General features: G+C 40.9%; 15 protein-coding genes. 1 reads left to right on the plus strand and 14 read right to left on the minus strand.

Annotated elements, in window-relative coordinates:
- Nucleotides 1-6: 6 nt before the first annotated feature.
- Nucleotides 7-825: a 5-deoxy-glucuronate isomerase gene (gene iolB, locus ACSYSK_RS05070; protein WP_491715817.1), complete on the minus strand. Its 819-nt coding sequence runs from the start codon at nt 823-825 to the stop codon at nt 7-9.
- A gap of 220 nt (nt 826-1,045) precedes the next feature.
- Here iolB and ACSYSK_RS05075 point away from each other — a divergent pair, with 220 nt between their 5' ends.
- The gene (locus ACSYSK_RS05075) at nt 1,046-1,825 is read left to right on the plus strand and encodes a DeoR/GlpR family DNA-binding transcription regulator (protein ID WP_491715818.1); all 780 of its coding nucleotides are present in this window, start codon (nt 1,046-1,048) and stop codon (nt 1,823-1,825) included.
- Between the two features lie 370 nt (nt 1,826-2,195).
- Here ACSYSK_RS05075 and iolG read toward each other — a convergent pair whose 3' ends face one another.
- The 13 genes from iolG to ACSYSK_RS05140 all read right to left on the minus strand — a co-directional run bounded on the left by iolG (nt 2,196) and on the right by ACSYSK_RS05140 (nt 15,291).
- The gene (gene iolG / locus ACSYSK_RS05080) at nt 2,196-3,209 is read right to left on the minus strand and encodes an inositol 2-dehydrogenase (RefSeq protein WP_491715819.1); all 1,014 of its coding nucleotides are present in this window, start codon (nt 3,207-3,209) and stop codon (nt 2,196-2,198) included.
- 44 nt (nt 3,210-3,253) lie between these two features.
- Nucleotides 3,254-4,162 carry a myo-inosose-2 dehydratase gene (gene iolE, locus ACSYSK_RS05085; protein ID WP_491715820.1) on the minus strand — a complete coding sequence of 303 codons (909 nt, stop codon included), beginning with the start codon at nt 4,160-4,162 and terminating at the stop codon, nt 3,254-3,256.
- Between the two features lie 19 nt (nt 4,163-4,181).
- The gene (locus tag ACSYSK_RS05090) at nt 4,182-4,991 is read right to left on the minus strand and encodes a sugar phosphate isomerase/epimerase family protein (protein ID WP_491715821.1); all 810 of its coding nucleotides are present in this window, start codon (nt 4,989-4,991) and stop codon (nt 4,182-4,184) included.
- Nucleotides 4,992-5,039: 48 nt separating this feature from the next.
- Nucleotides 5,040-6,419: a sugar porter family MFS transporter gene (locus tag ACSYSK_RS05095; RefSeq protein ID WP_491715822.1), complete on the minus strand. Its 1,380-nt coding sequence runs from the start codon at nt 6,417-6,419 to the stop codon at nt 5,040-5,042.
- Between the two features lie 295 nt (nt 6,420-6,714).
- Nucleotides 6,715-7,230 (minus strand): GNAT family N-acetyltransferase, encoded by a 516-nt coding sequence (locus ACSYSK_RS05100; protein ID WP_491714079.1) that lies wholly within the window; start codon nt 7,228-7,230, stop codon nt 6,715-6,717.
- Between the two features lie 12 nt (nt 7,231-7,242).
- The gene (gene murI / locus ACSYSK_RS05105; RefSeq protein WP_491714080.1) at nt 7,243-8,016 is read right to left on the minus strand and encodes a glutamate racemase; all 774 of its coding nucleotides are present in this window, start codon (nt 8,014-8,016) and stop codon (nt 7,243-7,245) included.
- 20 nt (nt 8,017-8,036) lie between these two features.
- Nucleotides 8,037-9,191, minus strand: coding sequence for an aminotransferase class I/II-fold pyridoxal phosphate-dependent enzyme (locus ACSYSK_RS05110; RefSeq protein ID WP_491714081.1), 1,155 nt, complete (start codon nt 9,189-9,191; stop codon nt 8,037-8,039).
- Between the two features lie 14 nt (nt 9,192-9,205).
- Nucleotides 9,206-9,964 (minus strand): DeoR/GlpR family DNA-binding transcription regulator, encoded by a 759-nt coding sequence (locus ACSYSK_RS05115; RefSeq protein WP_491714082.1) that lies wholly within the window; start codon nt 9,962-9,964, stop codon nt 9,206-9,208.
- A 212-nt stretch (nt 9,965-10,176) separates the two neighbouring features.
- Nucleotides 10,177-11,100 carry a manganese-dependent inorganic pyrophosphatase gene (locus tag ACSYSK_RS05120; RefSeq protein ID WP_491714083.1) on the minus strand — a complete coding sequence of 308 codons (924 nt, stop codon included), beginning with the start codon at nt 11,098-11,100 and terminating at the stop codon, nt 10,177-10,179.
- Between the two features lie 43 nt (nt 11,101-11,143).
- Nucleotides 11,144-12,109, minus strand: a complete 966-nt coding sequence (locus tag ACSYSK_RS05125) for a LysR family transcriptional regulator (RefSeq protein ID WP_491714084.1) — start codon at nt 12,107-12,109, stop codon at nt 11,144-11,146.
- A gap of 80 nt (nt 12,110-12,189) precedes the next feature.
- A complete protein-coding gene (locus tag ACSYSK_RS05130; protein ID WP_491714085.1) occupies nt 12,190-13,083 on the minus strand; it encodes an RluA family pseudouridine synthase in 894 nt (297 codons plus the stop codon).
- Nucleotides 13,080-13,523, minus strand: coding sequence for a signal peptidase II (gene lspA / locus ACSYSK_RS05135; protein WP_491714086.1), 444 nt, complete (start codon nt 13,521-13,523; stop codon nt 13,080-13,082). Before lspA ends, ACSYSK_RS05130 begins: the two co-directional genes overlap by 4 nt.
- A 22-nt stretch (nt 13,524-13,545) precedes the next feature.
- Nucleotides 13,546-15,291 carry a formate--tetrahydrofolate ligase gene (locus tag ACSYSK_RS05140; protein ID WP_491714087.1) on the minus strand — a complete coding sequence of 582 codons (1,746 nt, stop codon included), beginning with the start codon at nt 15,289-15,291 and terminating at the stop codon, nt 13,546-13,548.
- Nucleotides 15,292-15,298 lie beyond the last annotated feature (7 nt).

A 15,298-nucleotide genomic window follows, 5' to 3' on the forward strand; every position in this document is an offset into this window, starting at 1 on the left:
GCACACCTACTTTCTGTCTAACAGCCAGGCAAATTTTTCTTCATTATGAAAATTCCATTCACGTACCGGACCGCCCATGACATTTAAGTAGTAACTATCGTAGCCATCAGGAACTCCTACTGGATGATATCCCTTAGGAACGATCACTGCGTCCGAATTATTGACCGTCATCGTTTCGTCTAACGTTTTGTCATCAGTATAAACATGCTGAAAGACAAAACCATCTTGTGGGTTAATTTCATGGTAATAAATCTCTTCTAGGTATGATTCTTCCGGTAAATTTTGGCGATCGTGCCGATGAGGCGGATAGCTCGACCAGTTAGCTGCATCCGTATAAACTTCAACAACTAATAATTTATCGGCAAAAGCAACACTATCCGGTAAAATATTTTGTGCGGTTCGCTTGATATTATACTTACCGCGATGTTCAACCTGGTGAATATCTCCTTTAATTAACCGATCTGGTAATTTGTGTTGAGTCGGTGAATAAACAACGGCAATTTTAGCTTGTTCATCAATGGCCGTGACCGTTAGCTTATTATGAACACCGACATAGACCGAATCGGTCGGAATTTTAGCAAAGATCGATTTTCTTTGACCAATTTTTTCGTATTTCTCTTTTTCGGTTGTCACGGTCACTTTACCAGCCAAAGCAATCACACAGGCTTCTTTTGTGGGCAATTCTTCACTGTAAGTTGCCCCTTGACTCAGCAATAAAACCTTAAGCGCCGTATATTTCATTGGTGAATTAGTCTCATCAACATTTTGTAATTGTATTACACCAGCATTTAATTGCTTGGAAGTAGCACGATAAAGTAGTTTCATCAACATCTCCTCCTAACTAATTGCAGTATGTTATCACACCATCATGTTACAACACTTTTACCCAAAACACAACCATAATATAACAATAATAGTCAACGAAATACAATAAATAATCATTTTTATGTGAGTAAATTTGGGAATGAAGATGAAATTATGATACAATTACCAACAATAAGTTAAATAATCAACTGATTATTTTGATATGAGGATGGGAAATCATATGATTAGAGAAAAAAGATTAGCAGAAATGACGCACTATATTTTACAGTCACATACTGTTTCCATGAAAGAATTAGCCCAAAAATTTAACATTTCGCAAAATACTTTACGAAGAGACTTAGCAGAGTTATTAAAAGATCACCGTTTTAAAAAAGTCTACGGTGGAGTAACTGTTGTTGAGGAAAGTGCACTGGTAGATTATTCGGAGCGCCATCGCCGGACCGTTACGGAAAAAAAGAAAATCGGTAAAATCGCTGCCCAATTGATAGCTAAAAATGATTTGATTTTCATTGATTCAGGGACTACTACAGCCGAAATGGCAGCATATTTACCAACTGATTTTAACTTCACGTTGATGACTAACAGCCTGCAGATCGTTGATGCCGCATCTCGCTTAGATAATATCAATCTTTTTGTTGTCGGCAGTCAGTTTAATACCCGTACACAGTCATTTACCGGTACTGAAGCAAACGCACTGTTTGAGCACTATAATATCAACAAAGCTTTTATGTCATCGACGGCGGTCTCACTTAGCAACGGCGTTACTAATTCCGACCTCAGTGAATTTAAAATTAAAGAAAAAGTAATCCAGAAATCTCGTACTAACTTACTGCAAAAAAACATTTTATTAGTTGATCATACTAAGTTAGGAAAAACCGCATTACTAACATATGCCAATTTAGCCGATTTTACTGTGTTGATTTCAACCGCCAATATTCCAGAAAAATATCGGGAATACCTAAAAGAACACCATGTTGAGCTACTGACGCCAGCAGACTAAAAAGAGCTGGGACAAAAGTGGTTACTATTCAGGCCTAGACTGATTTGAGAGCAGGTAGGATAGTAGTTATAAGGCTTTGCGAAACGCAACTAAGGCACCACAAAGCAGTCCGTTGTTTTCTAGGGGGGGACAACTAAAAAGCACTAGCAATCATATTACATCGATTACTAGTGCTTTTGTTAATCATTTTTTAGTCCAAACGGTCTGGAGCAAGCTCCTTTTAGTTGTGATTGGCATGTTAAGGTGTGAGATGTTGAACGCTAATTACTAAAGAAAGTTATCGCAGAATCAAACCGTTTTGCTAGAAGATTGTAAAATTGATATCTCTTTTCTCTGAATTTTAGTTGCAATTCAATTAACTACTGAACAATTAATTGTTCAATTTAACTTTAACAGGTTTACCAGTCTTCAAAGATTCATTAGCAGCTTGAATTAATTCAGCAGCCCTTAAACCATCAATTCCCGAAACAATCAACGGCTTGTTTTCGGTAACCGAATCATGAAACTCTTTTAATTCATCAATATAGGCTTGAGTATAACGCGTTTGGAAGAAATCATGGATTTTATCTAAGTGTCCCCCATTGTTATCCTCAAATTTAATATTACTTAAGCGATCATTTTCAGTTGCTACACTGCCCTTATCACCAAAAACTTCAGCTCTTTGATCGTAACCATAGACTGCTTGGCGGCTATTATCGATCACACCTAATGCTCCGTTAGCGAACTTCAAAGAGACGATGGCCGTATCAATATCACCAGCTTCACCAATTTGGGGATCTACTAAATTAGCTCCAGTAGCGTACAATTCTGTAACTTCACTTTGGGATAAGAAACGAGCCATATCGAAATCATGAATCATCATGTCATTGTAAAGTCCCCCCGAAACTTTAATATAATCAATAGAAGGCGGTTCTGGGTCACGTGAAGAAATTAATACCAATTGTGGTGTCCCGATTCTTCCATCTGCAACGTATTGATGGACGGTGCTAAAGTTATGGTCGAATCTCCGATTTAAACCAATTTGTAACTTAACGTGGTTTTCTTTCACTACTTTTAAAGCAGCTTTAATATTGTCAATATTTGCATCAATTGGTTTCTCACAAAAAATATCTTTTCCAGACTTAGCAGCTGCTTTAATAAATTTAACGTGTGTATCAGTTGAAGAAGTAATTAATACTGCCTCAACATTATCACTGTCGATTACTTCTTGTGGTTCTTTAGTATGAACTGGAACATCATATTTTGCAGCTAGTTCAGCTAAATCCGGATAAATCGGATCAGCTAATGCCGTAACTTCAAAATAATCTCTTAAAGTAGCTATATGATCCAAATGTACTTGACCAATTCGACCTAAACCGATAATACCTAATTTTATTTTTTTCATTAAAATCTACTCCCCTTAAAAATTTAATAAGTTTAAATAATTAATTATTTAAACATTGAAAACAATTCAGTATTTAAGTATTTCTTAGCTTTTTGTGCCATTTCTAACGGATTAGCTTTCTTAGGGTCTTGTTCTGCTTCAACGACGATCCATCCATGATAATTATGTTCAACAAGGGCTTGGAAAATTGGTTTAAAATCAATATTACCATCACCAGGTACCGTAAACATGCCATTTAAAAATGAATTTTGAAAACTCATGTTCTTTTCTCGACATTCTTTTTCTTTATTAGCTCGAACATCTTTAAAATGTACATGAACGACCCGATCAATATATTTATTCAGCAATTGCATACAATCTCCGTCAGATACATAAATATGTCCAGTATCAAATAATAGACCAACTAATTCAGGGTCGGTATTATCCATCAAGCGTGCGGTTTCCTCAAATGTTTGAATACCAGTACCTAAATGATGGTGATAAGCAACTTTAATATCATATTTCTTAGCAATCTTTCCATACTCATTCATACCAGAACAAACTTGCTCCCATTCGGCATCACTAAAATATGGTTTATCTTTGAAAATACACTTATCGTCATCTCTTTGAATTGTATAAGTTTGTTCAGAAACTACGATTACATGAGCACCCACAGCTTGCAAAAAACGACATTGCTTTTCAAATTCTTTAGCTGCTTTATCAATACCATCCCGAATGATGAAACTACTGAACCACTGTCCTGCAATACGTAAATTTCTTAAACTTAACTCATAATTAAGTTCTTTAGCGCTCGGGAAAAAACCACCAACTTCTGTTCCTTGGAATCCAGCAACTACAATATCACTTAAAAGCTGCTGTAAATTATTTTCTTTACCAATTGAAGGAATATCGTCATTTCGCCAACCGATTGGTGCAATTCCATAGTTAATATCATTGTGAATATCTGAAGCCACTGTAACTACCCCTTTTCTGTTAGTTGAAATTTTGTTTTAAAATCTTTAAACTCTGCTTATAGTAACCAACTACTTGTGTTAAATAATCACCTTCTTTCATGGGTGTAAATGGATTCGGGCCAGCTGCGCTCATTTCCATGATTAATGGTCCATCGTAGTTAATTTTTTTGAGTGCGGCAAACTGAGCCGCAAAATCTGTATGGCCATTACCGATTGCTTGACGGTTAGAATCAGCAATGTGATAAACTCCTAAATGGCTACCCGTTATTGTAATAGCTTGTGCTGGATCGGGTTCTTCAATGTTCATATGATAGGCATCTAAAAGTAATTTTAAGTTAGGACTGTTAACTTCTTGAATTAATTTCAAGCCCTCTTTAGCCGTTAATACCTGATAATTTTCATAACGATTTAAGACTTCATAAACTACTTCCAATTCGGCTTTTTCGGCCTTACTCATAATTTGTTTGGTGGATTCAACCAGTTTTTCCCAATGACTGGCTAACGTCTTTTCCCAGTTGATTTTACCGACCTGACCGTGTAAACAAAAACGTGGAACTCCTAATTTCTCTGCCCAATCGATTAAATTTAAATAATACTCAACAGCAGCCTTACGCACTTTTTTATCCGTACTTCCGATATCCACATCTTCGGGTGTAATCGATAAAATTTTGAGTCCAGCTTGCTCTACTGTCTGTTTAACTTGTAGTGGGTCATCTTGCAAATTCCCCTGGACTTCGACACCGTTAAAACCAATTGATTTTGCTATTTCACATTTTTCTGCTAATCCTCTTTCGCCAAAAGTCCACAAACATACACCATAATCTCTCATTATAAAGACCTCCGTATCAAGAAACAGTAGTAATTACCTAGCTAATACCTAGTTTGCATTTGACTGATCATCAAAGTTTTTGTCAAATTTAAAATCAAGTTCAATTTCTTCCAAAGTTTTACCTTTCGTTTCAGGTAAGTATTTTTTAACAAACAAGAAACTGATGAAACACATAATGCCGAAGAAGACAAAAATAATACTTGAGCCAAAAGCTCCTGCAACAATTGGAAAAAAGAAAGATACTAAGGTGTCAACAATCCAGTTAGAAGCAGCACTAATTCCCATTGCAAGTCCGCGAATTTTTAGTGGTAAGATTTCTGCGATGATTACCCAAACTAAACAACCCCAAGTGCTAGAGTAAGAAACCATGAATAATGCTAAACAGACAATCATCAGCTTAGGAGAAATATAACTAGCGACAACATTTAAGAATAAAAACAGGCTCATAAACAAACTACCCGCCAGCATCAACTTTCTTCTACCTAAATGGTCCACTAATAAAACGCTTACAATAGTCATAATCAAATTAACTATTCCAATGAATATCGTACTCAACAAGGAAACTGAATTGGCAAAACCGGCTTGTTTAAAAATTGTTGGTGCATAATAGAAAACTGTATTACAACCTGAAAGTTGCTGGAAAACTTCTAACATAATTCCGATCATCAATAGATGTCTAGCAACTGGCTCTTTAAAGTCCGCAAAACTGCCCTTTTCTTTTGTTTGTTGTTTTTTAGCCATATAATCCATAGTGAAGAGTTCTTTTTTGATTTCCTCTTCGTCAGAATAAGTCATCCTTAATACATCTTCAGCCTCATTCATAGTTCTGTTAGAAGCCAACCATTTAGGACTCTCTGGCATAAAAAACATTCCAAATAGTAATATTACTGATGGGATAATTGCGAAGCCAAGCATACCATGCCAGTCAGCAGTGAACGATAACGCGTGATCGACAACGTAGGAAGTTAGCATCCCCGTAGCAGTCATAATCCCATTAATAGCAGTAATCATTCCTCGTTTTGCCGCTGGAGCAAGTTCTGCTAAATATGTTGGGACGATCCCGGAAACACCACCAATACCTAGACCAATAATAATTCTGAATAGTACTAAAACTACAGAATTAGGTGGAAATGTGGAACCAACATTTCCAATTGTTAATAGAACTGCAATTACTAGAATCGATTTACGCCTACCAAAACGGTCAGAAAGAATACCAAAACAGAAAGAACCAAAAATAGCACCTAAAGTAACTCCACTAACAATTGCGCCTTCCATTACGGTACTAGGATGTAAGTCCCCTCTAATGTATAATAATGCACCAGAAATCCCTCCTGTATCGTACCCAAACATAAATCCGCCTAGGGCACCAAAAAAATAAATTAACCACGCGGGGAATTTTCTTTTGCGATGATTCTTAGCTTTTTCCAAGGCAAACACTCTCCTCTATAACAAGCGAGCGATAACAACTAATCATCCAAAACATAACCAATAAATTACATAAAATTACCAACAAAATAATCATAATGCTATTTAATAATTATTGCAAGCGATTACATTAAATTATTTTTACAAACAGAAAAAAATACCTAAAGCTCATTAAAGAACTTTAAGTATTTTAAAAACGAATTGTGAATACTACTAGATTATTTTGCTTCAATTAACCAGCTAAAGCCAGTTTTTTTGTTTAAATTCAACCTTACCTTCGACCTGTTTTTCAAATAACTTATTCCAACACTAAATCATAACCCAATCTAACATTATCGCCAACAGCATTAACTAAATGCAGTATTCCTGCATACCGAAAACCGGCTTTTTTAATCACGTGTTGCATTCGCTGATTAGCAGGATGCGTGTCGATCCGGACTTGGTCACACTTTTTCGTTTGTAACTGTGCAAACAATGCGGCAAACAGTTCCTGACTTAAATGCTGACCGCTTAACTTCGGATCAACAGCAAACCGGTGGATCGCATAATAAGCACCCGGATAATGCCAATTTCCCTGTTCTACGTGGGAATATGAAGGTTCTGGTCCCGCTTTTAAGGCTGCCATTCCCGCAAGCTGTTTGTTTTTAAACAGCAAAAAAGAATCTTGGTTGGCGATGTCAGCGATGAACGTGCCTTGGTTCGGGAATCCCTCTTGCCATTGTGGGATATGATCTGCTTTTAACAGCGAACGTGCGCGTTTAAAAAGGGGCATCATCGCTGGTAAGTCTTGGTATTGTGCTAACCTAAAATCCATGATGACCTCCCTTTACAGTTCAAATAAGCGGTGGCTTAAAGCAATTTCTTGCGGATCAGGATTGCTATTAGCAAAACTCACCTGTCCTTGATGCGTATTTTTTTGTAACAAAAAACGGCTGTCAAGTTGTTCTGTCAAACGCTTAGCAACTCCCTCAGCGCCATCGATCAGTTGCACTGTTGGCCCCATAATTTCTTGAATCATTTTTTGAGCAAAGGGAAAATGCGTACAGCCTAATACTACTACGTCCGTTTTTCCTTGGTACGGAGCTAATAACGTTGTTAAATAAGTTTTGAGTTCGGTGCTAGTCAAATCCCCACGCTCGACAAATTCCACTAATTTGGGTGCCGGGACTTTACTGATCTGCGCTTGGTCGTGATACTTTGCCAGTGCCGCCGTAAATTTAGCTTCTTTTAAAGTTAACGCAGTCGCCATTACTACTACCCGAGCATTTTTTTTGAGTTCAACTGCTGGTTTTAGCGCCGGTTCGATCCCGACTAAAATCAACTGCGGGTACGTTTGTCGTAACTGGCTGATTGCGACACTAGTAGCGGTATTACAAGCGATCACTATGGCCTTAACTTTTTTTTGCAGCAATTTACGAACAACGTTGTGGCTTAAAGTCAATACTTGACTAGCAGGCCTCGTGCCATAGGGAGCATTAGCCGAATCACCGTAAAAAAGGAAGTCTTCGTGCGGCAATTTTTGGTGCAAAACTTTTAACACCGAAATCCCGCCGACACCTGAATCAAAAACTCCGACCGGAGCATTCGCGTTTAATTCCATGATAATCACCTATTCGTTTACTAATTATGGTCAATAAATTCTTTGATCCTGCGTGCAGCTTCGGTCAGATTTTCCCGCGAAGCCGCGTAGCTGATCCGCACGTACCCTTCTCCTCCGGGACCAAAAGATATCCCCGGAATCAATGCTACCCGCGCTTTTTTAGCTAAGAGCCGGACAAAGGCCCATGAATCGGTGCCAAATTTTGCCGGAATTTTAGCAAACAGGTAAAATGCGCCGTCTGGTGAAGCAATTTGAAAGCCACAGGCAGTTAGTTTTTGATACATCAGATCCCTGCGTTGTAAGTATTCCTGCTTCATCCGCTCGCTGTCTTGCTTACCGTTAGTTACAGCCTCTAAAGCAGCAAACTGAACGCTAGTTGGCGGCGAAGTCACTAAATATTGGTGAGCTTTGACTGCTTGATCAATGAAACGCTGCGGTCCCAGTAAAAAGCCCGCGCGCCAGCCCGTCATGGCATGTGATTTAGATAAGCCGGTCACCATCAAGACTTGCTCGGGTAACAACTGTGCTAGGCTAGTGTGTGCGCCATTATAAGTTAATTCCGCGTAAATTTCGTCACACAATACCCACAGGTGATGTTTCTTGATCACGGTCGCTAATTCCTGCAACTCTTCTTTTGAGTACGTCACTCCCGTTGGGTTGCTAGGATAAACTAAAACCAATGCTTTAAGGTGTTCATCTTGGTGTCGTTCAATGATCTTTTCGAGTTTGGCCGCAGTCAAAACGAATTGTTCAGCACTGGTGTCGACTTCTAAAGCATTACCGCCGTTAAGCTTAGTGATCGCCGTGTAAATTGGGAAAACTGGAGTCGGGATGATCACCGTATCATTAGTCTCTAAAATGGTTTGCAGGGCAATTTCGATTGCTTCGGTCGCACCAATCGTAGTGATTACTTGATCGGCTTGATAATTCAACTGGTATTTTTCATTGTAATATGTCGCCGCTGCCTGTCGTAACTGTGGGATCCCCGCGTTAGGCGTGTAGTGAGACTGATCGTCGTTGATTGCTTGGATGGCAGCCTGCTTGATGTGTTTCGGCGTGTTAAAATCCGGTTCGCCTAGGGTTAATTTAATGATCCCCGGAATGGCCGAAACTTCCGTATCAAACTGGCGAATATCCGAAATAGCAATACCTGTAACTCGGTGATTAAATTCCATGAGCTCCACTTCCTTTATAAATTCTGAGCGACTTTAATTTCTGTTTGCGGTGAGAATAAAGCGCACTGTTCCTTAGTCGGCATTTGGTCGGTAATAAACAGCGAAATTGCTGACAAGTCACAAATACGGTAATAAGAATTGTTGACAAATTTTTGATGTTCGGCGACTAAAATTACTTTGCGCGCCCGTTTGACTGCTAATCCGACGATCTCCGCGTCGCTTTGGTCTAACAAATAAATTCCATTTTCATCGATCCCCGAAGCAGCCACAAATGCGGTATCAAAAACGATGTTTTGCAATTCTGACATTGCTAAGTTGGAATAAAAGAAGCGATTTTCGTGATCTAAAGTACCACTTAGGATCTTCACGGTAACCTTGTTGTTTTGGGCTAAGGCAATGCAGTTGTCTAGCGAATGCGTAACCACCGTAACCGGAATGTTCAGGCTCTGGCACGTTTTTAACAAAATCGTCGAAGAATCCATAAAATAAACGTGACGCGGTTGACAATAATTCAGCGCGGTCAAGGCGATCTTAGTTTTTTGTTTAGTAAAACGAGACAACCTACTCTGATAATTCGGTACGCTTCTGCCAAAATCTAAGGGCAAAATGCCGCCATGAGTTCGCTTGACCTCGCCCCTTTTAGTTAGTAAAACAATGTCTCTTCTGGCGGTGTCCTGGGAGATCCCAAATTCTTGCATAATTTCTTTTGTCGATAATTCTTGTCGTTGCTCTAGTAGCTGTTTAATTAGTTCAATTCTTTTTTCCTGACTCACAGAAAATCACTCCAAGTTTTAGTAGCTAGGTATATTATATGTTTTTCCGGCTGTAAAATGAAGTTTAAATGTTTGTTTTTAAGTTTAGTTAAAGTAACATTTTATAATTAACAAATGTTAGTAATCAATTCGAGAGTAAAAGAAAAGCGCGACCCTATCAGTCTCGCTTTCCTTAAACAATATTAGTGAACCAACTCGCTGGTAAAACCGTCTTAGCCGAAAACTTTTTCTAACGGTGGTACTACCTGTTTTTTCCGTGAAACTACGCCCGGCAAGTCCATTTTATTAGCAGCCAACTTGTGTCCAAAAGCTTGTTCTACTAAGTCCTGTGGTTGTCCCCATACTAATAAACGAGTATTGGAATCCAAAATATTAGTGACCATCAGTAAGAAAAGATCATAGCCGTCTTGTTGACTCTGCTGTTGCATTGCAGCACTGAGCTGCTCTTCCCTAGCAAAAACTTCGGCTAGATCGACCGTATTGACCTGGGCTACCCGTAGCGTCTTACCACCCATTTCAAACGTTTTAGCGTCGGCCGTGATCAGTTCTTCTTCCGTCTTAGTCCCTAAATTAGTTCCTGCTTTAAGCATTTCTAAGCCGTATTTTTCGTAATCAACGCCAGCGATCTCGGCTAGTTTCTTAGCAACGTCAATATCAGTTTGCGTCGTAGTCGGTGATTTGAACAATAACGTGTCAGAAATAATTGCAGAAAGCATCAAGCCAGCGATCTTACTAGGGATCTGAACGGCGTGTGCCTGAAATTCTTTGAACACGATCGTGCTGCAACAACCCAACGGCTCAGCGTGATAATACAACGGAGCTGCGGTCATAAAATTAGCGATCCGATGGTGGTCGATCACGTGCGTAACTGCAACATCATCAATATCGGCAACACTTTGCTGTTTTTCGTTGTGATCTACCAAAACGACTTCTTGGACTTCAGGTGCTGCTTTAGTGATCACCCGCGGTGCTTTAACGCCAAATTTTTGCAGAACAAAAGCAGTTTCGTCGTTAGGTTCACCCAAGGCAACGGCTTCGGTATCGTTACCTAACTGGTTTAATAAGTACGAGTACGCTATCGCAGCAGCAATTGCATCCGTATCCGGATTTTTATGACCAAAAACTAATTTTTTCATGATTTAAGTCTCCTATTCAACTATAATTTTACCTATTCTGAGATTACGCCTGTTTATTGAAATCTGTCAAGCGCTCCACGTAATTTTGTTGGCGCAAATACGCGTTAAAGGCCAGTAAAAAAGCCCTGATCCGCGGGATCTGCTCCTTGTCTTTATGGTACACAAAATCTAGTTCAAACTTAATTTGCGGTACTAAAAGTGCTAAATAATAGTCGCGTTGTTGCCCCGATTGCGCGCTGTTAAATAAGTACGATGATGGTAGCGCCGCATAACTCCCCGTTTGAGTTACAAAATCTACTAAATAATTAGGCTGAGTGAGGTAGATCACCGGCTGCGGAATGGTCAATAACGCCTCCTGGTAAGCCGCCACCAGTTTTTCTTGCAGGTAAGAACGCTGCGGGAAACAAGCCCACGAATGAACGAGCGTTTCTTTTAAACGGACCTGTTTTCTATTGCGCCATTTCTCGTTACGGTGCACCAAAAACAATTTTTCCGGAAAAATTAGCTGTGTCTGGTAAGTGCTTTTAGAACGAAGATTCTTTTCCGGCAGGTACGTGATCGCTAGGTCAAGACAGTTATTTTCCAAGCCTTCCCACATTTCTTTTTGGCTGACCGAATACAATTTTAACTGCACGTGGGGATATTGTTGGTAATAACTCGACGTAAAAGCCAACAAGAAATGATAGTCGACCGCGGACAAAATTCCAATATTGATCTGTCCTTTAGTCGCATCCGTACTCTGTTGTACCTCGTCTATCGCCTGGTTTAACGTCGAATTGATCTGGTGAACGGCATCAAGCATCGTGTAGCCTGCATCCGAGAGGTGTAATTTTTTATTTGTCGAGTAAAATAACGGCACCCCGACGATCTTTTCCAGTTTTTTGATCTGTTGGGTCAAGGCCGGCTGAGTGATCCCCAGGCTTTGTGCAGTCTTGGTGTAACTCATTGTATTAGCGAGTTGCAAAAAATAGTTTAGTGTTCGGGCGGAAAAATTCTCTTGTTCTAACATCGTGCTTCCTCATTTAGTAAATTTTATTTAATCATTAATAAATTATAACCCAAACACCTTATTTATTCAGTAATAAATTACTATTCAGCTAACTGCGCTAGCGTTTTTTTAAATCCCGCGGGTAATGGCGCTTCAAATAAGAGCTCTTTACCCGTAACTGGATGAGTGAAACCTAAAACTGCCGCGTGTAAATACTGTCCTGGTACTCCCGTCAAAGTCTGTTTGTAACCGTACAGCGGGTCGCCCGCCAGCGGATGCCCGATGTATTTTAAGTGGACCCGGATCTGGTGGGTACGACCGGTCTCTAAAACGCATTTTAATAACGTGTAAGCCGCGTAGCGTTTTAGCACGGTAAAATGCGTGACCGCGGGACGCCCATTAGCGACCACCGCTTGTTTTTGTCTGTTGACCGGGCTTCTTCCCAGTGGCGCGCTGATCGTACCCTGATCTTCTTTAAAATTGCCGTGAACCAACGCTAAATACTCACGCTTAGTAGTTTTATCCTTTAGCTGTTGGCTCAAAGACCGATGCGCGTGGTCATTTTTAGCCACCATCAGCAAGCCCGAAGTATCCTTATCGATCCGGTGAACGATCCCCGGGCGCCAAGTCCCGTTGATCTGTGACAGCGGGCAGTGATACAACAAGGCGTTGACCAACGTTTTGTCCGGATGTCCGGGTGCGGGATGAACTACCATCCCCGCCGGTTTATTAACTACCAACACGTCGTCGTCTTCATAGACAATATCTAACGGAATATTTTGAGGCTTCAAGTCCAGTTGTTGAATCTCGGGTTCTGTAACAGTGATCTGGTCACCCGGCCGCACCAAATAACGTGGTTTTTCTTGGTGCCCGTTGACGCTCACTTGTTTTTGGGTGATCAATTTTTTAATGGTCGAACGCGAATAATCGCTAATTAGCTGGCTTAATACCACGTCGAGGCGCCCGTGCTGGTCGCTGATCGTAAATTCTTTCATAGTTTGTCATCCTTTAGCACCAAAATTAACAATAAAAGCACACTGATCGTTAGCGCACTATCCGCAACGTTAAAGATCGGAAAATTGATAAAATTCACCTCGAACATATCAGTCACGTAGCCTAAGCGTAAGCGGTCGCTAAAATTACCACAGATACCGCCGATCATCAGTGCCAATACCAACGCATACGGCCAATTATGGCGCAATTTAACCAGGTAATAACCCGTCACCGCCAAGGCCACGACCGAGATCAAAATGAAAAAATAGCGCTGTCCTAACAACATACTCCACGCCGCGCCAAAATTACGCACGTGAGCCAGCGAAAAAACATGCGGCCACAGCACCAAACTGTGATTTAGTGGTATTGCAACGTTAACATAGGCCTTTACTCCCTGATCTAATAAAACAACGAGCACAATCACTAATAAATAAAGTGGCATTCAAAAACTCCCTTATTACTACCTAAAATAAACCGGTGATCCGCCCGTCTGCGTCAATATCGATCTGATCCGCCGCGGGGTTAGCCGGTAATCCTGGCATCGTCAAAATATTACCGGTCAAAACAACGATAAAGCCCGCTCCCAGTTTAGGAATCAGTTCGCGCACGTGAATGGTAAAGTTGCTGGGAGCTCCCAATTGATGCGGATCATCGCTCAAAGAATACTGTGTCTTAGCGATGCACACTGGCAGTTTATCCCAGCCGTGCTGTTTGATGTGCTCCAACTGACGCTTGGCCTTAGCCGTATATTCTACTTTGATCTTTTCTGACTCCCACCACGACTCCTTCTTATCTTTTGGTCTAAACCCACCGTAGACACGGTTAGCTATCTGATCGATCTTATCAACTAATGATTCATCGGCGTCATATAAAGGAGTGGTAAAACCACTAAATTCGAATGGCGGACATTCAGCAACCACTGTGCGAGCTAATTCCATAGCTCCCGCTGATCCTTGTGCCCATGAATCGGTCACCACGGCTTTTACCCCCAACTTTTCACAGTAAGCTACTACCTGCTCTAATTCTTCTTGGGTATCCGTGCTAAACCGATTGATTGCTACTACTATTTGCTGAGATGCACCCTCACGATTACCATCGCCCTGATAACTTTGGAGTGCTTTAATGTGGCGGTGGATATTTGCGCATCCTCGCTTTAATGCTGCTTCATTAGGCTGCGAAACTGCTGATAACGCAGAACCCCCTTGATATTTGATTGCCCGTAAGGTAACTACTAAAACGAACACATCCGGCATTTTGCCTAAAACCGGGCCCGTAATATCCATGAACTTCTCGGCCCCCAGATCGGCCCCAAACCCGGCTTCAGTTACGGTATAATCGCTTAAATTCAGTGCCATTTTAGTAGCTAAAATACTATTACAACCATGAGCAATATTAGCAAATGGTCCCCCGTGCATTAAGACTGGTGTGTGTTCTAGTGTCTGTACTAAATTAGGCTGTAATGCTTCTTTGAGCAACGCACACAGCGCACCCGTCGCACCTAACTGAGCGACCGTTACCGGTTCTTGCTCGTAGGTATAGCCGATCACTATCCGGCCTACCCGTGCTTTAAGGTCAGCACGGTCTTGTGCCAGACATAAAACGGCCATCAATTCCGAAGCGGCAGTGATGTCAAAGCCTTCTTCGCGCGGCACACCCTGGGTAGCTCCACCCAAACCTAGTACCAAATGGCGTAATGCCCGGTCGTTAATGTCCAAGGCTCTTTTCCAAACGATCCGCCGTGGGTCTAATCCAAGACGATTTCCCTGATAGATATGATTGTCGATCAGGGCCGCTAGTAAATTATTAGCGCTCGTCAAGGCGTGCAAGTCGCCGGTAAAATGCAAGTTGATCTCTTCCATGGGAACCACCTGCGAATAGCCACCACCAGTCGCGCCGCCCTTCATTCCCATTACCGGACCTAATGAAGGTTCCCGTAACGCGATCATCGTTTGATGGTGCAACTGCGCTAACGCATCCCCTAACCCGATCGTAACGGTAGTCTTACCTTCTCCGGCTGGTGTCGGTGACATCGCCGTTACCAATATTAATTTAGATGGTTTGGGCGTTACTTCGGGTGCTAGTGAAAGGTGTAATTTAGCCTTATTATCACCGTACGTTTCTATTTCTGTCAGTGGGATTTGCGCTTTTTGTGCAACCTGTTGAATGGGCCAAGGCTGATTAGCTTGCACAATTTCTAAATCTGTTTTCATTTGATCA

It is taken from the genome of Ligilactobacillus sp. ESL1201, assembly GCF_058503265.1.